Raw genomic sequence first — 23,014 nt, forward strand, 5'->3', positions numbered from 1 at the left:
AGCGGGCTTGCTCGCGAATGCAGTCTGTCAGTTGATACATACATCGACTGACACTGCGCATTCGCGAGCAAGCCCGCTCCCACATTTTTGATCGCCAAACTTAGCCTAGAGCCCCTTTGTCGTCTGGCTACGCTGCCCCTGCACACCCACCGGCACGTCGCCCTTGAGCGTTACCCGGCGCACGATGCGTTCCTGGGTGCCGTAGTCATCCACCGCGTAATGCTGGGTGGCGCGGTTGTCCCAGATCGCCACGTCGCCGGCATTCCAGCGCCAGCGCACGGTGTTTTCCAGGCGGGTGACGTGGCTTTGCAGCAGGTTGAACAGCTGCGTCGAGTCCGCCTGGGAATAGCCTTTGAGGCGCTTGACGAAGTGCCCCAGCAGCAAGGTTTTCTCGCCGCTGACCGGGTGCACGCGCACCACCGGGTGTTCGGTCTCGTACACCGTGGAGGTGAACACCTTGCGGTATTCCTCAAGCTTTTCGACCGATACATCCGGCTTGCGCCCGGCGTAGTCGTACTCGTTGCTGTGAATCGCCCACAGGGTGTCGGCCAGGGCGCGCAGCTCGACGCTGAGGTCGTTGTAGGCGCTGGACGTGTTGGCCCACACGGTGTCGCCGCCGGATTTTGGCGCCAGCACCGACCGCAGGATCGAGGCTTTCGGGTAAGCGTCAACGAAGGTCACGTCAGTGTGCCAGGAGTTGGCGCGCTGGCCGCGCGTGCCATCCAGTTCCAGCAGGAACCGCGTGCCGTCGCGCACCGGCACGGTCGGGTGGGCAATCGGCTCACCGAGCAGGTGAGCGAAGGCTTCCTGGCTCTGGTCGTCGAGGTGGGTCTGCTCACGAAAGAAGATCACTTTGTACTGCACCAGCGCTTGCTGGATCGCGTCGACGGTGGCGGCATCCAGGTCACCGGACAGTTTGATGCCACGGATCTCGGCGCCGATGCGGCCAGCGACCGGGTGGATGTCCAGCGCCTGGGCGACGGGTTGAACAGCTAATGCGGCGTTGCTCATGGTGAAGACCCTCATGTGCCTGCTGATGGTGGGGATGCCTTCCGGCAACGCTCTATTGATATGCATTTTAGATCTAGCAAATCAATCAATGCTTCGTTGACGGAATAAGAGCTTGCATTTAAAACCTCAGCTCCCTCGGTCGCAAATGCCTTCGACCTATTTTTCAGATGCCGGGAAAGCATATGGATCTTCGCCAACTGCGCTACTTCATCGCCCTCAACGAACACCGCAGTTTCGTGCGTGCAGCGGACGCCATGGGCATCACCCAGCCCGCCTTCAGCCGCAGCATTCAAGGGCTGGAGCAAGAGTTCGGCTGTGTGCTGGTCGATCGCGGCAACAAGGATCTGCGCCCCACGCCCGAGGGCCAGGTGGTGCTGCAACACGCCTTGAGCCTGGTGCATGGCGCCGCCCTGCTGAGCAGTGAAGTGACGCGCATGACCAAACTCGACGCCGGTGACCTGCGCTTTGGCACCGGGCCGGCGCCGGCCGTGAAACTGGTGCCGGATGCGGTGGCGCGGTTTATCGGTGCGCACCCGAAAATTCGCACCAGTTTCCAGGTGGACAACTGGGAGAAACTCAGCCGCGCCCTGAGCCGTGAAGAGATCGAATTTTTTATCGCCGACATTCGCCAGTTCGAAGCCGACCCGAACTTCCAGACCCGCGCACTGACGCCCAAGCGCGGGGTGTTTTTTTGCCGACCGGGGCATCCGTTATTGGCCAAGGACAGCTTGTCGACCAACGACATGTTCGACTACCCGCTGGCCTCACCGCTGATCTCCCAGGGCATCCGAAAATTGTTGGCGAACCTGAGTGGGCGCATGGACTTTTCACCGAGCATTCAGACCGAGCATTTCCCGGCGCTGGTGAAGATCGTGCTGCAGTCCGATGCGATTGGGGTGGGCACGGAAGAGGCGTTTGCCGAAGACATCGCCCAGGGCTCGCTGGTGCTGCTGCACTGGCGCAACCTGCCGCAGAACCTGGAGACCATGAGCGCGCGCTGCGGGATTGTCAGCCGCACCGGGTCGCGGTTGTCGCCGGCGGCGAAGGCGATGATTGAGACGCTGGTGGAGGTGGACAGGCAGCAGGTGAGTGTGGCGGTTTGAAGGCCTCATCGCGGGTAAGCCCGCTCGCCCAGTTGGAAGGCGTTCCCCTGTGGGAGCGGGCTCGCCTGCGATAGCGATAACCCAGCCACCACCAGGCTCAGCGCCCCGCCGCCGCCAGATTCGGCGCCACCCAATCGCTCACCTGAAACGGCTTGCGGATCAGCCGCTCTTTGGACGCCAAGTCCACCGCGTCCTGCAATTTGCCGAGGAACACCGGGTCCAGGGTCGAGGGGAAAATCTCGCTGAGCTTCTGGTCTTTCAGATCGTTGGTCAGAATCACCGGTGGGTAACTGGCCAGCCCCGACACCAGGTCGATGTAAGCCTGCTTGTTGTTGTCATCGGTCAACCACTGCACCGCTTGCTGCTGGGCCTTGAGCAAGGTGGCCACAGCTTGCGGGTGTTCATCCACAAACTTGGCACTGCCCACCAGCACCGCCTGCACGCTGCCGGCGCCACCGATGTCCTTGGTGGTCAGCGGTATCTCGGCCAGGCCCTTGGCTTGCAGCGCCGTGAGGCCTGAACCGCCCCAGGTGGCGTCAATCTGTTTGGCGGCCAGGGCGGCAATGGCGGCGCTGAAGTCCAGGTTGATGACTTTCAGGTCCTTCTCACTCAAACCCTGGCTGGCCAGCGCGGTGTCGAATGACAACTGGCTGGCCGTGCCGCGGAACACGGCGACGCGCTTGCCCTTGAGGTCTTGCAAGGTCTTGATGCCGGAGCCTGGCACCACGGCGAGGTAATGCTTGACGCCGCGCGCCGAGGCGCTGAGCAAGCGCGTGTCCAGGCCATTGGAGCGGCCGATGATCGCCGCCAGGTCGCCCAGGTAAGCCAGGTCCACCTGGCCGTTGGCAAAGGCCTCATTGATCACCGGGCCTGCGCCCTTGAAATAATTCCATTGAATCTTGATGCCCTGGTCGGCAAAGGCCTTTTCGAAGATCTGCTGGCTTTGCAGTACATCGGTTACCCCGCCGCCGCTGTGCTGGCTGCCCGCACTGAGGTCGGGCACGGCGATGCGAATTTCCGTGAGATCGGCAGCCTGCACCAACCCGGCCAGGGCAGTGCCGGCGAACAGGCTGATCAGACGTTTGAAGGGCAGTTTCATAAGCGCAGCTCCTGGTGGGCGACGGTCGCCTGGGGAGCAGAAAGTAGGCACAGGCCGATCAAAACTTTAAATACTATAAATTCACAATTTAATAGCTTTTGGGACTATGCGAGCTAAAACGCAGGCTCCAGAGGGATATGCATAAACAGCATCGAAAATATTCTTCGAATGCATTGGATGCGTGTCGGACAGAGGCTTTAAATGATTTTTCTTATCTCACAATCATCTTGTTTGCATTTTTCTAAGATCGAAATCACATAACGCCCACGGCGACAACGGAGGTCCTCCATGGCCCGAATTTCACTTCTGAGCCTACCTCTGGCGGCCCCCGGCAAAGACGCCGCGCTGCGTTGGCCGAAGCTGAGCGACCGCCTCATACCCTGGCTGCTGCCGCTGGCACTGTTTGCGCTGTGGTGGCTGGCCAGCCGCAATCACTGGATGAGCCAGCAGATTCTGCCGCCGCCCTCGCTGGTCTGGAGCAGCGCAGTAGAACTGGCCGGCGGCGAGTTGTGGAGCCATCTGGCGATCAGCGTGCAGCGTTTGTTCTGGGGGCTGCTGGCCGGTGTCGGCGCAGGCGCGCTGCTGGGCGCGCTGTTGGGGTTCAGCGCCCGGGCGGAGCGCCTGATATTTCCAACCTTCAGCGCGTTGTCGCAAGTGCCGACCCTGGCATGGATTCCGCTGTTCATGGTGTTTTTCGGCATCGGCGAAACGCTGAAACTGGTGGTGCTGGTCAAGGCAATCGTCGTGCCCGTCACCCTGCATACCCTGGTCGGCGTGCGTGATGCCCAGCCCAACCTGCGCGAAGCCGCTCGCGTGCTGCGCCTGCCCCCGCACCTGTTGATCCGTCGCCTGATCCTGCCCGCCGCGCTGCCGGCATTCATGGCCGGTGTACGCCTGGCCCTGGCGGCGGGCTGGACGTCGTTGCTGGCGGTGGAGTTGTTGGCGTCCAGTGAAGGCATCGGCTACCTGATGGTCTGGGCGCGCCAGTTGTTCATGCTCGACATCGTGTTCGTGTGCATCGTGGTCATCGGCGTGCTGGGCGTGGTGATGGATCGTGGCATCGGCTGGCTGGATCGCAAATGGGTGCACTGGCCGCACCCGGCCACCGCGCAGATTCGTCGCGGGCCGCGCTATCAAGGCTGGCAGCGCCTGCAACCGTGGTTACTGCCGCTGCTGTTGGTAGCGCTGTGGCAGATGGCGACGCTGCATGGCTGGGTGGACGCCAATATTCTGGTCAGCCCATGGGCGGTGCTGCAAACCACTGGCGCCGGCGTGCTGGATGGCAGCCTGTCCGGCGCCCTGGTCAAAAGCCTGGGCCGCACACTGGGCGGCCTGCTGCTGGGCGGCGGCCTGGGCTTTGCCATGGGCCTGTGGCTGGGGCTTTCACGGCGCAGTGAGCGCGTACTCGGCCCGACCTTGGCCGCGCTGCGCCAGATCGCGATTTTTGCCTGGGTGCCGTTGCTTACCGCGTGGTTTGGCCTGGGCGAGTTGGCCAAGTCAGTATTTATCGCACTCGCCGCGTTTTTCCCGCTGTTTATCGCCACCCAACGCAGCGTGCTCAACCTGTCGCCGCAACTGCGCGAAGCGGCGCAAGTGCTGCGCCTGAACCTGTTCCAGCGCCTGCGCCGTCTGGTGTTGCCGGGCGCGGCAGCGGGGATTTTCGCCGGCCTGCGCCTGAGCCTGATCTACGCCTGGCTCGGCACCATCGGCGCGGAATACTTCATGCCGTCCAATGGCGGCATCGGCAGCCTGATGATCGGCGCCCAACAGCTGCTGCGCATGGACGTGATCATGGGCGGCATGCTGCTGGTCGGCCTTACCGGCGCCACGCTCAATTTTATCGGCCAACGCATCGAAACCCGCGCCACCCGCTGGAGACACGCATGAACGCACCTATCGTCCGCTTCAACCATGTGGGCAAGTCCTTCGACGTCGACGGCTTCGAGCTGGAGGCTATTCGCGAATTCAACCTGGAGATTGCCGAGGGCGAATTTGTCGCGATTGTCGGCTCCAGCGGCTGCGGCAAATCCACCCTGCTGCGCCTGTTGGTGGGGCTCGACACGCAGTTTCGCGGCGACATCCAGGTCGACGGTAAGGCCGTAAACGGCATCGGCGGCGAGCGCGGCATTGTGTTCCAGGAGCACCGCCTGTTCCCCTGGCTGACCGTGGCGCAAAACATTGGCCTGGGCCTGGTCAACGAGCCGCTGAGCGAAGCCGAGCGCAACCGGCGCATCAGCGACTTTATCGAGCTGGTGGGCCTGAGCGACTTTACCCGCGCGTATCCCCATCAGCTGTCCGGCGGCATGGCCCAACGGGTGGCGATCGCCCGTGGCCTGGTCGCCAGCCCGCGCATCCTGCTGCTGGACGAGCCGTTCGGCGCCCTCGACGCGCTGACCCGCCAACAAATGCAGGACGAGCTGTTGGCGATCCGCGCGCGCGCCAAGATCACCACGGTGTTGGTGACCCACGACGTGGAGGAGGCGATTTTCCTCGCCGACCGCGTGGTGGTGATGGAGCCTCGGCCTGGGCGGATCAAGCAAATCGTCGATATCGCCCTGCCCCATCCGCGCCAGCGCAGCAGCTTCGAATTCCACCAGCTGCGCGAAGAACTGCTGCATGAACTGATCAGCGATGACCACTATCAGCCGCCCGTGCGCGAACAGATTCGCGACCTGCCGCTGGCCTTTATTGCCTGCTGAAGAGGAGTGCCGTGATGCCACAACGTCCCAATTTTCTCGTGATCCTGGCCGATGACATGGGTTTTTCCGACCTCGGTGCGTTCGGCGGGGAAATCTCTACGCCGCACCTGGATGCCCTGGCGCTCAAGGGTCTGCGCCTGACTGACTTCCACACCGCGCCGACCTGCTCCCCCACGCGTTCGATGCTGCTGACCGGCACCGACCACCACATCGCCGGCATCGGCACCATGGCCGAGGCGCTTACGCCGGAGCTGATCGGCAAACCGGGTTACGAGGGCTACCTCAACGACAACGTCGTGGCGCTGCCGGAGCTGCTGCGCGAGGCCGGTTACCAGACCTTGATGAGCGGCAAATGGCACCTGGGCCTCACCGCCGAACGGGCGCCGCATGCGCGGGGTTTCGAGCGGTCGTTTTCACTGTTGCCCGGCGCGGCCAACCACTATGGTTTCGAGCCAACCTACGACGACGACACGCCAGGCCTGCTCAAATCCACCCCGGCGCTGTACATCGAGGACGACACCTTCGTCGAGCAACTGCCCGAGGGGTTCTATTCCTCCGATGCGTTTGGCGACAAGCTGCTGCAGTACCTCAAGGAGCGCGACCAGGCGCGGCCGTTCTTCGCTTACCTGCCGTTTTCGGCGCCGCATTGGCCGTTGCAGGCGCCGGCGGACATTGTCGAAAAATACCGTGGCCGCTACGACGCCGGTCCCGAAGCGCTGCGCCTGGAACGCCTGGAAAAGCTCAAGGCGCTGGGGTTGATCGACGCCGATGTCGAGCCCCACCCGCTGATCGAGCTGAACACCCAATGGGCGGCCTTAAGCGATGAACAGCGCCAGCTCTCGGCCCGCGCGATGGAAGTGTATGCGGCGATGGTGGAGCGCATGGACTGGAACATCGGCCGGGTGGTGGAGTACCTGCGCCGCCAGGGGCAACTGGACAACACCTTCATCGTGTTCATGTCCGATAACGGCGCCGAGGGCGCGCTGCTGGAAGCTTTCCCCAAGTTCGGGCCGCAGCTGCTGACCTATCTCAACCAGCATTACGACAACAGCCTGGAGAACATCGGCCGCGCCAACTCTTACGTCTGGTACGGGCCGTCATGGGCGCAGGTGGCGACCGCGCCGTCGCGGCTGTTCAAGGCGTTTACCACCGAGGGCGGCATTCGGGTGCCGGCGCTGGTGCACTACCCGCCACTGGCGCTCAACGGGCGCATCAGCCATGGGTTTGGCACGGTGATGGATATTACGCCGACGATTCTGGACCTTGCCGGTGTACGCCACCCCGGCAAGCACTGGCGCGGCAAGCCGGTGGCGCCGTTGCGGGGCAAGTCGTGGCTGGGCTTTTTGTCCGGCGAGACCGCCCAGGTGCACGACGAACATACCGTCACCGGCTGGGAGCTGTTCGGCCGCCGCGCGATTCGCCAGGGCCAGTGGAAAGCCGTGTACATCCCAGGCCCGGTAGGGCCGGCGACGTGGCAACTGTATGACCTGGGCCAGGATCCCGGAGAAATCCATGACCTGGCTTCAAGCCACCCGGACAAACTCGACACCCTGATCGGCCACTGGCAGCAGTACGTGGACGAAACTGGCGTGGTGCTCAGCGCGTCGCCGTTTCAGCCGGATTGAGCCCAGCCTGTGTGCGGGCCTGCGGTTCCAGGCGGTTGGCCCGCGCGAAGGTACCGAAATCGTTGAAGCGCACGCCCATCTCGCGCATCACCTTGTGCGCCACGCTGGCAGTCATCTGGCGAATGTAAAACGGCTCTTTCACCACAAAATGGTGGATGCCATGGGTGCTGCCGAAGTTGAAGCAAAACGCCTGCAGCGGCCACATCCACCAAGGGTTCAGCACCTGGGTTTGCTGGATCACGTTGCCCAGCTCCACATCACCGTAGTAGTGCATGTTGGAGCTGACAAAATGCAGGCAGAAGGTGCGCAGCACGTTGGGGCCGATGATCACCACAGCAGCGATGTCGATCACCTGCATCACCTGCAAGGTGCCGGCTGACCAGGCGATCGGCGCGCCCATCAGGCTGGCGACACCATTGGCCGCATGAAAGCCCAAAAACACATACCACGCGCCCCAATGCAGCAGCGCCAAGGGCGCGTACACCAACAGCGAGCGCTTGAGGATGTTGAATTTGTGCTGCCAGGTCCGGGCGCGCAGCATGCGGATGAATGCCGACATGAGGTTGTCACCCACCATCAACAACCGCGCGAGGCCCCACGGTTCGCCATTGGTGATGGCGCGCTCTTCCATATCGGTCTCGGTGCCGGACACCTTGTGGTGATTGAGGTGCAAATGCCGGCGTATCCACGGGTTGATGGTGCTCGGCCGCGCCAGCCATACCAGGCCCATCATCAGGTTGTGGGGCAGGCGTTGCTTGCGAAAGTACATGCTGTGGATCAGGTCATGTTCCAGCTCGTGGGTCAGCGAGGCGAGGAAGGCATTGAGCAGCAGGCAAACCCACCACGCCATGTGGCCGGTGATGTAGAGCGCCGCCGAGCCGAGCATGCCCAGCAAGGCAAACGCCAGAATGCCCGCGCCCAGGGCGTCCTGGTGCCGCAGCCAGGGGTGCTGCTGGCGTAATCTGGCCCCTTCGGCGAGCACCACGTCACGGATATGCGCTGAACGCTGTTGTGCGTTCATCTGCTGGGGACTTGCAGAAGTACCGTCCATGCTTCCATCCTCTTGGTGATTGATCGATGCATCCTGGCCCAAGCGGTGCGCCAGGGCATCAGCCCCACACGCCAACCTGTTGACCGCAAGCGCCAATCGTCATGCCCGAAGCCACTTCCCTCGCCAGCTGGACCCGCGCCCTGCGCAAGCAGCTCGACGCCCTGGACCTCGACAGCGCCGCGCTGTGCGCGCAAGCCGGGCTCGACCCGCAGCAGATGGACGACCCCAACGCCCGCTATCCGTTGTCGGCCACCACGCGGCTATGGGCACTGGCCGTGCAGGCCAGCGGCGACCCGGCCATCGGCTTGCGGGTGTCGCGATTTGTCAGCCCGACCACCTTTCATGCGCTGGGTTATGCGTTGGTGGCCAGCGGCAGCCTGCGCGAGGTGTTCGAGCGGATCGTGCGTTATCACCAAGTGGTCAGCGATGCGCTGACGCTGGAGCTTAGTCGAGAGGGCGAGCGCTATTGCTTTCGCCTGCTGCAACCCGCCGGCAGCCCGGCACCGGCGCTGGAAGCGATTGATGCGTTTGCAGCGATCTATGTGCGCACCTGCCGAAATCGGCTGGGCCGTGAATACGCGCCGCTGGCGGTATACCTGCAGCGCCCGGAGCCGGCCGACCCCACGCCGTGGCACACGGTGTTTCGCGCACCGGTGTTCTTTGGCGCCGAGGAAGACCGCCTGGAGTTTGCCGCGCGAGACTTCGACAGCCACTTGGATGACGCCAACCCGGAGTTGGCCGAACACAATGAAACCGTGCTCAAACGCACCCTCGCCCAGCTGCAACCGCTGACCTGGGAGCGCAAGGTGCGCGCGGCCATCGAGGCGCAATTGCCGGAGGGTGAACCGAGCGCCGAACGGATCGCCCAGGCGTTGCATTTGAGTTTGCGCAGCTTGCAACGGCATCTGGCCGATGAGGGCTGCCGGTTTGACGCGTTGCTCAATGAGTGTCGGGAGAATCTCGCGCTGCTGCACTTGCGGGACCCGCAGTGTTCATTGGCCGAGATCAGCCATTTGCTTGGGTTTGCCGATACCAGCAGTTTCAATCGCGCGTTCAAGCGCTGGACGGGAATGACACCGGGGCAGTTTCGGGATGGGCTGCGCTAGGTAGGGCCTCTTCGGGGGCAAGCCCCCTCCCACATTTTGATGTGTGAATGCAGGCAAAGCTGGGAGCGGGCTTGCCCGCGAAGGCGGTGGATCAGGCCATGCAATCCTGGCTCAATCAGCGCCTTCGGGGGCAAGCCCCCTCCCACATTTTGATATGTGAATGCAGTCAAAGGTGGGAGCGGGCTTGCTCGCGAAGGCGGTGGATCCGGCCATGCAACCCTGGATCAATCAGCGCCTTCGGGGGCAAGCCCCTCCCACATTTTCATGTGTGAATGCAGTCAAAAGTGGGAGCGGGCTTGCCCGCGAAGGCGGTGGATCAGGCCATGCAAATCCTGGATCAATCAGCGCCTTCGGGGGCAAGCCTCCTCCCACATTTTCATGTGTGAATGCAGTCAAAGGTGGGAGCGGGCTTGCCCGCGAAGGCGGTGGATCAGCCCGGGCAATCCTGGATCAATCAGCGCCTTCGGGGGCAAGCCCCCTCCCACATTTTGATGTGTGAATGCAGTCAAAGGTGGGAGCGGGCTTGCCCGCGAAGGCGGTGGATCAGGCCATTCAAAACCTAGATCAATCAGCGCCTTCGGGGGCAAGCCTCCTCCCACATTTTCATGTGTGAATGCAGTCAAAGGTGGGAGCGGGCTTGCTCGCGAAGGCGGTGGATCAGGCCATGCAAATCCTGGATCAATCAGCGCCTTGGGGGGCAAGCCCCCTCCCACATTTTGATGTGTGAATGCAGTCAAAGGTGGGAGCGGGCTTGCCCGCGAAGGCGGTGGATCAGGCCATGCAATCCTGGATCAATCAGCGCCTTCGGGGGCAAGCCTCCTCCCACATTTTCATGTGTGAATGCAGTCAAAGGTGGGAGCGGGCTTGCCCGCGAAGGCGGTGGATCAGGCTATGCAATCCTGGCTCAATCAGCGCCTTCGGGGGCAAGCCCCCTCCCACATTTTGATGTGTGAATGCAGTCAAAAGTGGGAGCGGGCTTGCTCGCGAAGGCGGTGGATCAGGCCATTCAAAACCTGGATCAATCAGCGCCTTCGGGGGCAAGCCCCCTCCCACATTTTGATGTGTGAATGCAGCCAAAAGTGGGAGCGGGCTTGCCCGCGAAGGCGGTGGATCAGGCCATGCACATCCTGGATCAATCAGCGCCCACGATCGCGGCGCAGTAACTTTCTTGCCCGCGCCGCCAGCGCCTTGGCATCAAACGGCTTGAGCAAATAATCATCTTCATGCAATTCCAACCCGCGCAGCCGGTCTTCAATCCCGCCCGGCGTGGTCAGGAACAACACCGGCGTCTCGCCCTTCAACCGAATAGCCTGCTGCAACTTCCAGGCGTTCAAGCCCGGCAACATCACATCCAGAATCACCAGCTCGTACTCGGTACTCTCCACGAAGCGCAAGGCCGCCATGCCATTGGCTGCGACCTCCACGGTGTAGCCGGCCTCGTTCAAACCTCGGGCCATCCGCTGTGCCTCTTCGGTTTCATGTTCCACTAACAGCACGCGCATAACACACCTCGATTGATCAGGCTTGCAGGCTAACACCCTCAGGTGTGCGCCGCCTCACGCAAGCGATGAGCATCGAGGATTTCAATTTCCCCATAGCCCAGGCGCACGACGCCTTGGGCTTGCAAGTCCTTGAGCAAGGCGTTGGTGGTCTGGCGTGACAGGCTCAACATCGCCGCCAGGTCTTCCTGGGGCAGTTGCAGCACACGTTTTGACTGCTCGGTATCGCCGTAACCTTCAACAATCATCAGTAAACGGTGCGCCAGCCGCACCGAGGCCGGCATCAGGCTCAGGTGCTCGATATTGATAAAACTCAGGCGCAGTTTCTGGCTCATCAGCAAGGCCAGGTCGCGCCAGTACGGCGGGGACTCGCCAAGGATGTTCAGCAACGCCTGCTGCGGCACCTGCAACAGCGTGCACGGCCCCACGGCGCAGGCGTCGTGGGTGCGCGGCAAGCCGTCGAACAGGCAGATTTCGCCGAACCAATATGGCCGCTCTACCAGGCTCAATAGCGCTTCCTTGCCGTGTTCGTTCACCGCGCTGATGCGCAGCGTGCCGTCGAGCACGGCATACAGGCCACAAGGCGGGTCGCCGCGCTTGAACAGGTATTGCCCCGCCGCCAGCTGGCGCTGCCGGGCACTGGTCAGCAGGCTATGCTGAAAAGAGGCAGGCAAGTGACTGAACCAATGACCGCTGGCCAGCTGCGAGCGCCATTTCTCTGTGTCCATGCGAACTCCGAAGATTGTCGCCCAGCTGACAGTCAGTCACAGGCCGGCAAGGCATGATCAAGCATCCTACAGGAGGAACAACAATGAAAAGCCTCGTCGACCACCTCAGTCAATACGCCGCCTACCACCGCGAGCCGCGCAACATCGCCAGCCACTTTGTCGGCATCCCGTTAATCGTCGTCGCCGTGGCGGTGCTGCTTTCACGTCCTGAATGGCCGGTCGGCAGCTTGTGGATATCTCCAGCGGTGATCCTCGCGTTGTTCTCGGCCGGGTTTTACCTGCGCCTGGAACTGGCGCTGGGCGTGCTGATGACGCTGCTGATGGGCTTGTCGGTCTGGGCCGGGCACGTGTTGGCGGCGCAGAGCACGCTGGTGTGGCTCAGCAGCGGCATAGGGATGTTTGTGGTGGGCTGGGTGATTCAGTTTATCGGCCACTATTACGAGGGCAGGAAGCCCGCGTTTGTGGACGACGTGTCGGGGCTGATCGTCGGGCCACTGTTTGTGGTCGCGGAGTTGGCGTTTTTGCTGGGGTTGCGGCATGACCTCAAGGAGCAGATTGAGGCGCGGTCCGGGCCGGTAGAACGCCGCGATCTAAAGCCGAGCAAGGTCTGAATGTGGGAGCTGGCTTGCCTGCGATGCAGGCACCTCGGTGTGTCAGTCACACCGCAGTGATGCTATCGCAGGCAAGCGGCTCCCACACAAGCCCGCTCCCGCATGGGTATTGCGGTGTTTTTAAGCTTTTTGCCAGACCTTGGGCTTGAAGAACAGGGTCTCGCCACGCGCCAGGCCCGTCAGGCTGTCGTGGTCCTTTACCACTTCAGCTTCGATCAGCTCGCTTTGGCCTTCGACCTTCAGCGTTACCCGAGTGGTAGCGCCCAACGGCCGAATATCACGCACTTCAGCCGCGTGGTGATCTTCCAGTTCATGGCGCGACAACGACACTTCATGCGGGCGGAACAGCACGTGCTTGTCTTCACCCAAATGCAGGCGGTTGGAATCACCCAGGAAGTGGTACACAAAATCGCTGGCCGGGTTCTCGTAGACTTCGCCCGGTGAGCCGATCTGCTCGATCACGCCCTTGTTCATCACCACGATGCGGTCCGCCACTTCCATGGCTTCTTCCTGGTCGTGGGTCACGAACACCGAGGTCAGGTTGATGTCTTCGTGCAGGCGCGCCAGCCAGCGGCGCAGCTCTTTACGGACCTTGGCATCCAGGGCGCCGAACGGTTCATCCAGCAGCAGCACTTTAGGTTCTACCGCCAACGCGCGAGCCAGAGCGATACGCTGGCGCTGGCCGCCGGAGAGTTGTTCCGGGTAGCGATCGGACAACCAGTCGAGTTGCACCATGTTCAGCAGCTCGTGGACTTTGACCGCGATCTGGCTTTCGGTCGGGCGCTGGTTTTTCGGTTTCATGCGCAGGCCGAACGCGACGTTGTCGAACACGGTCATGTGGCGGAACAGCGCGTAGTGCTGGAACACGAAGCCGACATTGCGATCACGCACGTCGTGGCCGGAAACGTCTTCACCGTGGAACACGATGCTGCCGTTATCCGGGGTTTCCAGGCCGGCGATGATGCGCAGCAAGGTGGTCTTGCCGCAGCCGGACGGGCCCAGCAACGCCACCAGCTCGCCACTCTGGATGTCCAGATTGATGCTGTTCAGGGCCTTGAAGGCGTTGAAATTCTTGCTGACATTACGGACTTCAATCGACATGACTTATTCCTCACCGGCGCTTTTGCGCAGGCGGTTGATACGGTTCTCGCTCCACTGCTTGAGCAGCAGGATGAAGAGCGCCAGGATCAGCAACAGGCTCGCGACGGCAAACGCGGCAACGTGGTTGTATTCGTTGTAGAGGATCTCGACATGCAGCGGCAGGGTGTTGGTCACGCCGCGAATGTGGCCGGACACCACCGACACCGCGCCGAACTCACCCATCGCCCGTGCGGTACACAGCACCACGCCGTAGATCAGGCCCCATTTGATGTTCGGCACGGTCACATGCCAGAACATCTGCCAGCCATTGGCACCGAGCAGGCGCGCGGCCTCTTCTTCCTGGGTGCCCTGCTCCTGCATCAGCGGGATCAGTTCACGGGCCACGAACGGCACCGTCACGAAGATGGTCGCCAGCACAATGCCCGGCAAGGCGAAGACGATCTGGATGTCGTGATCTTGCAGCCACGGGCCGAAGAAACCCTGAGCGCCGAACATCAGCACGTAGACCAGACCGGCAATCACCGGCGACACCGAGAACGGCAGGTCGATCAGCGTGACCAGAATGCTCTTGCCACGGAACGAGTATTTGCTCACGCACCAGGCGGCGCTGACGCCGAACACCACGTTGAGCGGCACCGAAATCACCACGGCGATCACCGTCAGCTTCAGTGCCGACAGCGCATCGGGTTCCAGGATCGCGGTGAAGAACGCGCCAAGGCCGTTCTTCAAACCCTGGGACACCACGATAAACAGCGGCAGCAGCAGGAACAGGAAGAACACTAGCCAGCCGAGGCTGATCAGGATGCGTCGCGACACTGCGCTGCCACGACGGGCGGCGTTGGCCGAAGACGCGGCGGAAATAGACGATTGGGACATGTTCCGCGCCTCCTTATGGGTGTTCGATGCGCCGCTGCAGCAAGTTGATCAGCAGCAGCAAAACAAAGGAAACCACCAGCATCAGCACACCGATCGAGGTGGCGCCGTGGTAGTCGTACTGGTCGAGCTTGACCATGATCAGCAGCGGCAGGATTTCGGTTTTCATCGGCATGTTGCCTGCGATGAAAATCACCGAGCCGTACTCACCAACGCCTCGGGCGAAGGCCAGTGCGAAGCCGGTCAGCCAGGCGGGCAGCAACGCAGGCACGAGGATGTAGCGGAACACCTGCAATGGCTTGGCGCCCAGGCAGGCGGCGGCTTCTTCGATTTCCCGGGGGATATCGGCCAGCACTGGCTGCACCGTGCGCACCACGAATGGCAGCGTGACGAAGGTCAGCGCCAGGGTGATGCCCAGCGGGGTGTAAGCGATTTTGAAGCCCAGGTCCGCGGCGAACTGGCCGACCAGGCCGGTGGGGGTGTAGAGCGCAGTCAGTGCGATACCGGCGACGGCGGTGGGCAGGGCGAAAGGCAGGTCGATCATCGCATCGATGATTTTGCGGCCGGGGAAGGTGTAGCGCACCAGCACCCAGGCCAGCAGCGTGCCGATCACGCCGTTGATGATGGCGGCATACAGCGCCGTGCCGAAGCTCAGTTTCAACGCCGCCAGCACACGCGGTGCCGAGATGATGTTCCAGAACTGATCCCAAGTGAGTTGAGCGGCATGTACAAACATCGCCGCCAGGGGGATGAGTACGATCAGGCTGAGGTACACCACGGTGTAGCCCAGCGTCAGCCCGAAGCCGGGTATGACGGGGGAAATACGACGCGACATAAGAGTCCTTGGTTAAAGGGTAGAAACCACTGTAGGAGCGCACTCTCTGCGGGACTTGGCTTTTCTGTGGGAGCCGGGCTTGCCCGCGATGCAGGCACCTCGGTGTGTCAGACACACCGCGGTGATGCTATCGCAGGCAAGCCAGCTCCCACAGAAGCCCAGCGCCTACAGAAAATCAGGCTCCTACAGTTTAATTTGGCTTACTGCGCCGAGTAGATCTGGTCGAACACGCCACCGTCATTGAAGAATTTCGGTTGGGCAGTTTTCCAGCCGCCGAAGTCTTTGTCGATAGTCACCAGGTCCAGTTTCGGGAACTGCTGGGCGTATTTGGCGGCGACTTTCTCATCGCGTGGGCGGTAGAAGTTTTTCGCCGCAATCTCCTGGCCAGCCGGGCTGTACAGGTGCTTGAGGTATTCGGTGGCGATTTCGGTGTTGCCCTTTTTCTCGGCGTTCTTGTCGACCACGGCCACTGGCGGCTCGGCGAGGATCGACAGCGAAGGCACGACGATGTCGAACTTGTCGGCGCCGCCGTCTTCTTTCAGCGCCAGGAACGCTTCGTTTTCCCAGGCCAGCAACACGTCACCCTGACCGTTGTTGACGAAGGTGATGGTCGAACCGCGAGCGCCGGTGTCGAGGATCGGCACGTGCTTGAACAGCTCCTTCACGTATTCCTGGGCCTTGGCTTCGCTGCCGCCGGCTTTCAGGCCATAGGCCCAGGCGGCGAGGAAGTTCCAGCGGGCGCCGCCGGAGGTTTTCGGGTTCGGGGTGATGACGGAAACGTCTTTCTTGATCAGGTCGCCCCAATCCTTGATGCCTTTAGGGTTGCCTTTGCGCACCAGGAACACGATGGTCGAGGTGTAGGGAGTGCTGGCGTCCGGCAGGCGGGTTTGCCAGTTTTCCGGCAGGGTCTTGCCCAATTTGGCGATTTCGTCGATGTCGCCGGCCAGGGCCAGGGTCACTACGTCGGCGCGCAGGCCGTCGATCACCGCGCGGCCTTGCTTGCCCGAACCACCGTGTGATTGCTGGATCTTGACGTTGTCGCCGGGGTGGGACTGTTTCCAGAAGGTGGTGAACTCAGCGTTGTAGTCCTGGTACAGCTCACGGGTCGGGTCATACGAGACGTTGAGCAACTCGTAGTCTTTGGCAACAGCGGAACCGGCAAACACGGCACTGGCCAGTGCGGCCAGGGCGTAACGGCGAATCGACGACATAGAAGGCTCCTGAAATTCTGGGGTGTTGGCTTTTTCTTATAGTTGCGGGTCTAGCATGCGAATCGCCGTTGTTGCTCAGCTCGGTTTGTTACCCGGGTTCTGCAAACGGAATTTTTCCTTGCGTTCGATCTGGACCACTTGGGCGTTATGCACAGTGATCTCCACCGCGCCAAACCGCAGGTCGCGCAAGGCGCTCTGGATCTCACGCAAAATGGCTGCTTCGTCCTGGCCGTCGACGCTACGTAGAGATGCGCTCATGGTCTCGCTCCTGAAATGAATAGTGCCTGGCAGTGGCGGCACTGCTTGCGGCGTGAGGGCGATAGTAGATAAGCGCGGATATTCTTAAAAATACTATTTAAGAATGTTTATATAACCAGAAAGAATTTTCTGGCAGGACGTGGGGTTGCGAAGGTTTTGGTAATGAAAATACTGATACCCCGGCGCTGCTTAACCCTGTGGGAGCCGGGCTTGCCCGCGATGGAGGTGTGTCAGGTACGAAATATTTCGCCTCAAAGGCCCTCATCGCGGGCAAGCCCGGCTCCCACATTGACCGAGTTTTGCCTATCGGATAGCAGGTGCCCGCTGCCAATCAATCTCCTGTGCCGGCATCGGCCGCCCAAACCAGTACCCCTGCCCCATATCGCATGCCTGCTCCAACAAGAACCGCGCCTGTTCCACTTGCTCTATGCCTTCGGCGTGCACCTGCATGCCCATGCTTTTCGCCAGGGCGATCACCACGCGCACAATCGCCGCATCGTCCTCATCCCATGGCAGCCCGGCGACAAAACCCTGGTCGATCTTGAGCTTCTGCACCGGCAGGCGCTTGAGGCGCAGCAGTGACGAATAGCCGGTGCCAAAGTCGTCGATGGCCAGGCGCAAGCCCAGCTCTCGCAGGCGGTGCAGCTGCTCAAGGGCAACTTCCGGATCGTCCATTACCGCGCTTTCGGTGACCTCCAACTCAAGAAACGCCGGATCGAGGCCGGTGGCGTGCAGCACCTGGGCGACTTGCTCGTACAGCTCGCGCCGGGCAAACAGCCGGCTGGAGACATTCACCGCGATAAAACTCAACGGCGCGCCATCGGCCAGCCATTGGCACATCTGGCGGCAGGCCTGGTCCATGACCCAGGCGTCGATGTCGGCAATCAGCCCGGTACGTTCGGCGATGGGGATGAAATCGCCGGGTGGCACCAGACCGCGCTCCGGATGCTGCCAACGCACCAGCGCTTCGACGCCGATCAGGCGGCTGCCCTGCAGGTGGTGCACCGGCTGGTAATACACGCGCAGCTCGTGCTGGTCGAGGGCGCGGCGCAGTTCGCTGGCGATTTCCACGCGGTTCTGTGCATGGGCGGTCAGCTCTTCGGTGTACAGCGCGTAGCTTTCGCGCCCGGCACTCTTGGCCTTGAACAGCGCGGAATCGGCATTGCGCAGCAACTGCTGGGCGCTCAGGGCATCGCTGGGGAACAGGCTGATACCGATGCTGGCGCTGATAAACAGTTGATGGCCGTCAAAGATGAACGGTTGCTTCATCGCATCGAGCATGCGCTGGGCCAGCGCGGCGGCCTGCACCACCTGTGGACAACTTTCGGCGAGCACGGCGAACTCGTCGCCGCCCAGGCGTGCCAGGGTCACGCCGGGGCCGAACAGGCCCTTGAGCCGCTCGCCGACCGCTTTGAGCAACTGGTCGCCGACGTTATGGCCGAGGCTGTCGTTGATGATCTTGAAGTGGTCCAGGTCCAGCAACAGCAAGGCACAGCCGCGTTTGTGCGCTTGCGCCGAGGCCAGCGCCTGCTCGGCGCGGTCGGTGAACAGCAGGCGATTGGGCAGGTCGGTGAGCGGGTCGTGATGGGCCAGGTGCGCCAGTTCGTGTTCGGAATCCTTGATTGCGCTGATATCGGAAAACACCGCGACGTAATGGCTGACCTTGCCTTGGTCATCCTGGATGACGCGGATGGTTTGCCACTGCGGATAAATTTCGCCGCTTTTGCGCCGGTTCCAGATTTCGCCGCTCCATTCGCCGGTGCGTTCCAGGGTCCGGAACATCTGTTGATAAAAATTCGACGAATGGCGCCCGGACTTGAACAAGCTTGGTCGCTCGCCCATGACATCTTCGCGGCGATAGCCGGTGATCTCGATAAACGCCCGATTGACGTGCACGATCAGCCCCTGGGCGTCGGTGACCAGCACGCCTTCGCGGGTGCAATCGAACACGGCAGCCGCCTGGCGCAGGCGCTCGCGGTTTTCTTTCAGCGGCTGCTGCAGCTGATGAGCACGGGCAAAACGGGCGCAAATCAGCGACAGGGTCAGCGCGCTGAGCCCCACCCAGACATAGCCGCGCACCTGCAGCCAGCGCTCCAATTCCCAAGGGTCATCGAGAAAGTCGATCAATAGATGATGGCTGAGCTGGAGCCACGCAATGGAAACCAGCAGGTATACCAGCCCCACACGCAGGGCACCTCGGTATGAAAACAGCATATGGTCAGTAATCCTTACCAAAAAACAAAATCGCCCTACAAAGGCTGCGGATTATAGAATAAGAAACATCCAGTCACTTCTATCTGAAAGGGCGGCTGGTTTTCTCTGTAGGCTTAGTGATAATGCGTGAGCTGCTTTTTTCTTTATCTGAGGGCCATACAGCCTATGTGGTACAACGGTTTTCTTGACTTGTCAGCCTGGCAACTGGTGGCAGTCACTCTGTTGATGACCCACGTGACCATCGTTGGGGTCACGGTTTATCTGCACCGCTATTCAGCCCATCGCTCCCTGGAGCTCAATGCCGGCCTGAAACACTTCTTCCGCTTCTGGCTGTGGCTGACCACGGCGCAGAACACCCGCGAGTGGACCGCCATCCACCGCAAACACCACGCCAAATGCGAAACCGTCGACGACCCGCACAGCCCGGTCGTCAAAGGCCTGTCCACCGTGTTGCGCAAAGGCGCCGAGCTGTACCGCGCCGAAGCCGAAAACCCGGAGACCCTGCGCATCTACGGCAAGAACTGCCCGGACGACTGGATCGAGCGCAAAATCTATACGCCTTACCCGCTGCTGGGCGTGGCGATCATGGGCGTCATCGACCTGCTGCTGTTCGGCACCATCGGCATCACCATCTGGGCGATCCAGATGATGTGGATTCCGTTCTGGGCTGCCGGCGTGATCAACGGCCTGGGGCATGCCGTGGGCTATCGCAACTTCGAATGCCGTGACGCGGCGACCAACCTGGTGCCGTGGGGCATCATCGTCGGCGGCGAAGAGCTGCACAACAATCACCACACCTACCCCAATTCGGCCAAGCTGTCGGTGAAGAAGTGGGAGTTCGACCTGGGTTGGGCGTGGATCAAAGTCTTCAGCTTCCTGCGCCTGGCCAAGGTGCAGCGCGTTGCCCCCATCGCCCACCGTGTCGAAGGCAAAGGCCATCTGGACATGGACACCGCCATGGCGATCCTCAACAACCGCTTCCAGATCATGGCCCAATACCGCAAGTTGGTGATCGGCCCGCTGGTCAAGCAAGAGCTGGAAAAGGTCGATCACTCGGTGCGTCACCAGTTCCACCGGGCCAAACGCCTGCTGTCGCGTGAAACCAGCTTGCTCGATGACCGCCACCACGTGCGCATCCAGAGCCTGCTGGAACACAGCCATGCGCTCACCGTGATCTACGAGAAGCGCCTGGCGCTGCAGCAGATCTGGCTAAAAACCAGTTCCAATGGCCACGACATGCTGGCAGCGATCAAGGAATGGGTGCACGAGGCCGAGGCCAGCGGCATTCAGTCCCTGCGCGATTTTGCCCACCAACTGAAGACCTACTCGCTGCGTCCTGCAACGGTCTGATCAGGCATTCACAGCCCGCTCGTACGAGCGGGCTGGCCGAAGGCGGCGGGGTTGGCCCTGACAGGCGGGCTTGCTGTGGCAAACCTGCTCGCCATGGCAAGCCCCTCGCCACAAGGGGCATCCTCGCCACCGTAAAACTAATCACTAAAACCAACCTATTCACCACGAAAATCGGCCTTCAACCGGTTTCTGACGTCATTTCTTAGTCAGGCTGTTCACGGAACTTCACCGCAATTCCCCTCTCTCAAAGAACACTTCGCCATCATGGTGACCCCTTGTAGTGACCGCTGCTCCATCCTGCGGCGCGCCCAGAGAGAGTTGTACCGATGGTCCACGAAAAGCCTTACTTGCCCGATGCCCCCACAGCTGAGCCTGCCCGCCCGGCTGCGGCGGCAACCTTGTTGGCGCTCATGCACGCCCAGGGTGAAGTCGAGCGGCTGAGTGAGCGCGAGCAACTGCTCAGCTCACTGCTGGTCAGCGTGAATGCCGTGCTGTGGGCCATCGATTGGGAAACGCGCCAAGTGCTGTACGTGAGCCCGGCCTACGAGCGAGTGTTTGGCCGTTCGGCCGGTCTGCTATTGGCCGACCACCGAGAATGGCGCAACAGCATTCACCCCGAAGACCTCGATTACGCTGAATACAGCCTCGCCCGCGTGTTGGAGCAAGGCGCCGTGGAGGACCGCGAGTACCGCATCATTACCGCCGACGGGCAGATTCGCTGGCTGAGCGATAAATGCTATATCAACCAGCAGGTCGAGCCCGGCAAGCCGGTGATCGTGGTCGGCATGGCCGAAGACATCACCGAAAAGAAACAAATGGAGTTGGAACTGCACCGACTCGCCACCACCGACGTACTGACCCAGAGCAGCAATCGCAGGCACTTTTTCGAATGCGCCAACCTGGCCTTCGACAGCGCTTGCGCTCAGGGCACACCGCTGGCGTTCCTGTTGCTGGACATTGACGACTTCAAAGAGGTCAATGACAGTTACGGCCACCTGGAGGGCGATCAGGTGTTGCGGCGTATCGCCGAGAGCGGTCGCAGCGTACTGCGCCGTGGCGACCTGTTCGGGCGCATCGGTGGCGAAGAATTCGCCGCCGTGCTGCCCGGTTGTGCGCCGCACATGGCGTTGCAAGTGGCCGAGCGATTGGGCAAGGAAATCCAGGCGCTGAGTTTCAGCTACGAAGGGCGGCAATTCACCGTCACCGTCAGCCAGGGCCTGGCCACCCTGCGCGAAGAAGATGCGTCTCTGGACGGCCTGTTTGCGCGCGCTGATGCGGCAATGTACGAGGCCAAACGCCAAGGCAAGAATCGCGTCATAGCGAGTTAACGCCACTCAAACGATGGGAGCGGTCTGGCTCCCACACGCGGCCCCGTTGCTGGCTAGGCCTTGCGTACCCGAGTCAACTCCGACAACCCGACCCTCAGCAAGCGCGCCGTTTTGCTGCTGGCCAGCTCTTCCAACCCTTCACGCTCGGTCAAGCGCGCCATCTGCGCCGCCAGGTTCATCACCAGCGATTCTCGCGAATATACCCCACCTTCGAGTGAATAAATCGACGCGATCAACTGGCGTAGCTCCAACGGCAAGCGCCAACGTGTGCGCAATGCCGACCCATAGGCCGCACCGTAGGTATCCAGAGACTCGCCAATGGCTTCGTCATCCAACGCCCCGCCGCCCTGGCGCCAGTCTTCCAGGCAACGCAATAACGCCAAGTCGCCCAACCGGTGCAGGATGCCGGCGCTGTAGCAGCGCTCGTGGTCCAGCTCCAGCATGCGCGCCAGGCGGCGGGCATAGTCGGCAGTGTCTTGGGACAGTTGCCAGTGGCGCTCGGCATAGGCCACCAGCGCCGGGTCGCCCAGCACCACGTTGTGCTTGAGGGCCAGGCCCAGAATCAGGTTCATGCTCTGCCCGGCCGCCAGTGTGTGCAGCGCGGCCGACAGGGTTTGCACCGGCGTGCCGTGATGACCGGCGCTGTTGGCGGCGGCGATCAATACGGCCGTTATTTGCGGGTCCATGCGCACCTGGTCTTCCAGGCGTTCGAGGTCCAGGCCATCCGGCGTGAGGCTGTGCGCCACGGCGTTTTTCACATCCACTCGCAACGGCGCGCCGTCAGAGGCTTCGCGGCGGCGCTCCAGGAACACCGGCAACGTCATGCCCGGCGCCAGCGGCGCAATTTCGCAGTACACGCTTTCGCCTTCGTTGAGCAGCAGGTCTTGCAGGCGCTGGGTCAGGCCTTCCATGTTCAGTGGTTTGGTCAGGTACGCCGTCGGCGCCAGGGGCAAGGCTTCGCGCACGCTGGCGCTGTCATTGCGACTGCTCAACAGAATGAAGGGCAGCGAACGGCGCTTCTGGCGCACGCTGCGCAGCAGGCTCAGGCCATCGACGCCGGGCAACTCCCAATCCGCGAGAATCAGGTCGTAGGTTTTTTCTCGCAACAGCATGGCTGCTTGCTGCCCATCAGCACACACATCCAGCCGTGCGTCGCAGCGCACATTCAACAGCACTTGCTTGAGCAGATCCCGCGACCAAGGGTCCGCCTCGGCAATCAACACTCGGGGTACAGCCGGTAAATCAACAGCAGTCATCCAGCACGCTCCATCGGCAATGCTGCAACCTTAGACAATCACGCTGCCTACGTACA

The 23,014-nt window shown here is 61.7% G+C and carries 20 protein-coding genes; 8 read left to right on the forward strand and 12 right to left on the reverse strand.

What is annotated here, in order from left to right; translation table 11 throughout:
* Positions 1-105: 105 nt before the first annotated feature.
* Positions 106-1,011 (reverse strand): TauD/TfdA dioxygenase family protein, encoded by a 906-nt coding sequence (locus AC19YS_RS05750; RefSeq protein WP_106577368.1) that lies wholly within the window; start codon positions 1,009-1,011, stop codon positions 106-108.
* A gap of 182 nt (positions 1,012-1,193) precedes the next feature.
* Here AC19YS_RS05750 and AC19YS_RS05755 point away from each other — a divergent pair, with 182 nt between their 5' ends.
* The gene (locus AC19YS_RS05755) at positions 1,194-2,114 is read left to right on the forward strand and encodes a LysR family transcriptional regulator (protein WP_106577367.1); all 921 of its coding nucleotides are present in this window, start codon (positions 1,194-1,196) and stop codon (positions 2,112-2,114) included.
* A 97-nt stretch (positions 2,115-2,211) separates the two neighbouring features.
* On the opposite strand, the gene AC19YS_RS05760 is transcribed toward AC19YS_RS05755, so the two are convergent.
* The gene (locus AC19YS_RS05760; protein ID WP_119738252.1) at positions 2,212-3,213 is read right to left on the reverse strand and encodes an ABC transporter substrate-binding protein; all 1,002 of its coding nucleotides are present in this window, start codon (positions 3,211-3,213) and stop codon (positions 2,212-2,214) included.
* Between the two features lie 288 nt (positions 3,214-3,501).
* Between AC19YS_RS05760 and AC19YS_RS05765 the strand changes: the two genes are divergently transcribed.
* From AC19YS_RS05765 to AC19YS_RS05775, 3 genes are read left to right on the forward strand one after another with little or no spacing between them, the layout of a single operon-like run.
* Positions 3,502-5,100 (forward strand): ABC transporter permease, encoded by a 1,599-nt coding sequence (locus AC19YS_RS05765; protein ID WP_500601152.1) that lies wholly within the window; start codon positions 3,502-3,504, stop codon positions 5,098-5,100.
* Positions 5,097-5,912, forward strand: coding sequence for an ABC transporter ATP-binding protein (locus AC19YS_RS05770; RefSeq protein ID WP_106577364.1), 816 nt, complete (start codon positions 5,097-5,099; stop codon positions 5,910-5,912). Before AC19YS_RS05765 ends, AC19YS_RS05770 begins: the two co-directional genes overlap by 4 nt.
* Before the next feature lie 14 nt (positions 5,913-5,926).
* A complete protein-coding gene (locus AC19YS_RS05775; RefSeq protein WP_500601154.1) occupies positions 5,927-7,537 on the forward strand; it encodes an arylsulfatase in 1,611 nt (536 codons plus the stop codon).
* On the opposite strand, the gene AC19YS_RS05780 is transcribed toward AC19YS_RS05775, so the two are convergent.
* A complete protein-coding gene (locus tag AC19YS_RS05780; RefSeq protein WP_500601155.1) occupies positions 7,509-8,588 on the reverse strand; it encodes a fatty acid desaturase in 1,080 nt (359 codons plus the stop codon). The two genes, AC19YS_RS05775 and AC19YS_RS05780, sit on opposite strands and share 29 nt — an antisense overlap.
* A gap of 101 nt (positions 8,589-8,689) precedes the next feature.
* On the opposite strand from AC19YS_RS05780, the gene AC19YS_RS05785 reads away from it, so the two are divergent.
* Entirely contained in the window at positions 8,690-9,694 is a 1,005-nt protein-coding gene (locus tag AC19YS_RS05785) for an AraC family transcriptional regulator (RefSeq protein WP_106577361.1), read from the forward strand.
* Between the two features lie 1,136 nt (positions 9,695-10,830).
* Here AC19YS_RS05785 and AC19YS_RS05790 read toward each other — a convergent pair.
* The gene (locus tag AC19YS_RS05790; protein WP_119738264.1) at positions 10,831-11,196 is read right to left on the reverse strand and encodes a response regulator; all 366 of its coding nucleotides are present in this window, start codon (positions 11,194-11,196) and stop codon (positions 10,831-10,833) included.
* A 38-nt stretch (positions 11,197-11,234) separates the two neighbouring features.
* Positions 11,235-11,921, reverse strand: coding sequence for a Crp/Fnr family transcriptional regulator (locus AC19YS_RS05795; RefSeq protein ID WP_179610123.1), 687 nt, complete (start codon positions 11,919-11,921; stop codon positions 11,235-11,237).
* Positions 11,922-12,004: 83 nt separating this feature from the next.
* Between AC19YS_RS05795 and AC19YS_RS05800 the strand changes: the two genes are divergently transcribed.
* The gene (locus AC19YS_RS05800) at positions 12,005-12,532 is read left to right on the forward strand and encodes an Mpo1 family 2-hydroxy fatty acid dioxygenase (protein ID WP_500601156.1); all 528 of its coding nucleotides are present in this window, start codon (positions 12,005-12,007) and stop codon (positions 12,530-12,532) included.
* A gap of 120 nt (positions 12,533-12,652) precedes the next feature.
* On the opposite strand, the gene AC19YS_RS05805 is transcribed toward AC19YS_RS05800, so the two are convergent.
* The 6 genes from AC19YS_RS05805 to dibA all read right to left on the reverse strand — a co-directional run bounded on the left by AC19YS_RS05805 (position 12,653) and on the right by dibA (position 19,024).
* Complete coding sequence (locus AC19YS_RS05805; RefSeq protein ID WP_010168838.1) at positions 12,653-13,633, reverse strand: sulfate/molybdate ABC transporter ATP-binding protein; 981 nt, start codon at positions 13,631-13,633, stop codon at positions 12,653-12,655.
* 3 nt (positions 13,634-13,636) lie between these two features.
* Entirely contained in the window at positions 13,637-14,509 is an 873-nt protein-coding gene (gene cysW / locus AC19YS_RS05810; RefSeq protein WP_003218139.1) for a sulfate ABC transporter permease subunit CysW, read from the reverse strand.
* A gap of 13 nt (positions 14,510-14,522) precedes the next feature.
* Positions 14,523-15,341, reverse strand: coding sequence for a sulfate ABC transporter permease subunit CysT (gene cysT, locus AC19YS_RS05815; RefSeq protein WP_003218141.1), 819 nt, complete (start codon positions 15,339-15,341; stop codon positions 14,523-14,525).
* A 200-nt stretch (positions 15,342-15,541) separates the two neighbouring features.
* Positions 15,542-16,552, reverse strand: coding sequence for a sulfate ABC transporter substrate-binding protein (locus AC19YS_RS05820; protein WP_106577355.1), 1,011 nt, complete (start codon positions 16,550-16,552; stop codon positions 15,542-15,544).
* 75 nt (positions 16,553-16,627) lie between these two features.
* Positions 16,628-16,810 carry a sulfur starvation response protein OscA gene (oscA, locus tag AC19YS_RS05825; RefSeq protein WP_003170956.1) on the reverse strand — a complete coding sequence of 61 codons (183 nt, stop codon included), beginning with the start codon at positions 16,808-16,810 and terminating at the stop codon, positions 16,628-16,630.
* Positions 16,811-17,113: 303 nt separating this feature from the next.
* Positions 17,114-19,024, reverse strand: a complete 1,911-nt coding sequence (dibA, locus tag AC19YS_RS05830) for a phosphodiesterase DibA (protein WP_500601159.1) — start codon at positions 19,022-19,024, stop codon at positions 17,114-17,116.
* 165 nt (positions 19,025-19,189) lie between these two features.
* Here dibA and desA point away from each other — a divergent pair, with 165 nt between their 5' ends.
* Positions 19,190-20,374, forward strand: a complete 1,185-nt coding sequence (desA, locus tag AC19YS_RS05835) for a delta-9 fatty acid desaturase DesA (protein ID WP_124416149.1) — start codon at positions 19,190-19,192, stop codon at positions 20,372-20,374.
* Positions 20,375-20,700: 326 nt separating this feature from the next.
* Entirely contained in the window at positions 20,701-21,702 is a 1,002-nt protein-coding gene (locus tag AC19YS_RS05840) for a sensor domain-containing diguanylate cyclase (protein WP_106577352.1), read from the forward strand.
* A 53-nt stretch (positions 21,703-21,755) separates the two neighbouring features.
* Here the strand turns inward: AC19YS_RS05840 and AC19YS_RS05845 are convergent, their stop codons facing one another.
* Positions 21,756-22,958: an HDOD domain-containing protein gene (locus AC19YS_RS05845; protein WP_500601161.1), complete on the reverse strand. Its 1,203-nt coding sequence runs from the start codon at positions 22,956-22,958 to the stop codon at positions 21,756-21,758.
* Positions 22,959-23,014: the final 56 nt, after the last annotated feature.

It is taken from the genome of Pseudomonas sp. MF08831 (genome assembly GCF_059862645.1).

What these genes read in the sequence shown, in the direction of transcription:
- AC19YS_RS05790 (WP_119738264.1), bottom strand. Translation starts at nt 11,196, where the DNA reads ATGCGCGTGCTGTTAGTGGAACATGAAACCGAAGAGGCACAGCGGATG.
- AC19YS_RS05800 (WP_500601156.1), top strand. Translation starts at nt 12,005, where the DNA reads ATGAAAAGCCTCGTCGACCACCTCAGTCAATACGCCGCCTACCACCGC.
- AC19YS_RS05805 (WP_010168838.1), bottom strand. Translation starts at nt 13,633, where the DNA reads ATGTCGATTGAAGTCCGTAATGTCAGCAAGAATTTCAACGCCTTCAAG.
- cysT (WP_003218141.1), bottom strand. Translation starts at nt 15,341, where the DNA reads ATGTCGCGTCGTATTTCCCCCGTCATACCCGGCTTCGGGCTGACGCTG.
- AC19YS_RS05840 (WP_106577352.1), top strand. Translation starts at nt 20,701, where the DNA reads ATGGTCCACGAAAAGCCTTACTTGCCCGATGCCCCCACAGCTGAGCCT.
- dibA (WP_500601159.1), bottom strand. Translation starts at nt 19,024, where the DNA reads ATGCTGTTTTCATACCGAGGTGCCCTGCGTGTGGGGCTGGTATACCTG.
- AC19YS_RS05845 (WP_500601161.1), bottom strand. Translation starts at nt 22,958, where the DNA reads ATGACTGCTGTTGATTTACCGGCTGTACCCCGAGTGTTGATTGCCGAG.
- desA (WP_124416149.1), top strand. Translation starts at nt 19,190, where the DNA reads ATGTGGTACAACGGTTTTCTTGACTTGTCAGCCTGGCAACTGGTGGCA.
- AC19YS_RS05765 (WP_500601152.1), top strand. Translation starts at nt 3,502, where the DNA reads ATGGCCCGAATTTCACTTCTGAGCCTACCTCTGGCGGCCCCCGGCAAA.
- AC19YS_RS05755 (WP_106577367.1), top strand. Translation starts at nt 1,194, where the DNA reads ATGGATCTTCGCCAACTGCGCTACTTCATCGCCCTCAACGAACACCGC.
- AC19YS_RS05795 (WP_179610123.1), bottom strand. Translation starts at nt 11,921, where the DNA reads ATGGACACAGAGAAATGGCGCTCGCAGCTGGCCAGCGGTCATTGGTTC.
- AC19YS_RS05770 (WP_106577364.1), top strand. Translation starts at nt 5,097, where the DNA reads ATGAACGCACCTATCGTCCGCTTCAACCATGTGGGCAAGTCCTTCGAC.
- AC19YS_RS05780 (WP_500601155.1), bottom strand. Translation starts at nt 8,588, where the DNA reads ATGGACGGTACTTCTGCAAGTCCCCAGCAGATGAACGCACAACAGCGT.
- AC19YS_RS05750 (WP_106577368.1), bottom strand. Translation starts at nt 1,011, where the DNA reads ATGAGCAACGCCGCATTAGCTGTTCAACCCGTCGCCCAGGCGCTGGAC.
- AC19YS_RS05785 (WP_106577361.1), top strand. Translation starts at nt 8,690, where the DNA reads ATGCCCGAAGCCACTTCCCTCGCCAGCTGGACCCGCGCCCTGCGCAAG.
- AC19YS_RS05820 (WP_106577355.1), bottom strand. Translation starts at nt 16,552, where the DNA reads ATGTCGTCGATTCGCCGTTACGCCCTGGCCGCACTGGCCAGTGCCGTG.
- AC19YS_RS05760 (WP_119738252.1), bottom strand. Translation starts at nt 3,213, where the DNA reads ATGAAACTGCCCTTCAAACGTCTGATCAGCCTGTTCGCCGGCACTGCC.
- AC19YS_RS05775 (WP_500601154.1), top strand. Translation starts at nt 5,927, where the DNA reads ATGCCACAACGTCCCAATTTTCTCGTGATCCTGGCCGATGACATGGGT.
- oscA (WP_003170956.1), bottom strand. Translation starts at nt 16,810, where the DNA reads ATGAGCGCATCTCTACGTAGCGTCGACGGCCAGGACGAAGCAGCCATT.
- cysW (WP_003218139.1), bottom strand. Translation starts at nt 14,509, where the DNA reads ATGTCCCAATCGTCTATTTCCGCCGCGTCTTCGGCCAACGCCGCCCGT.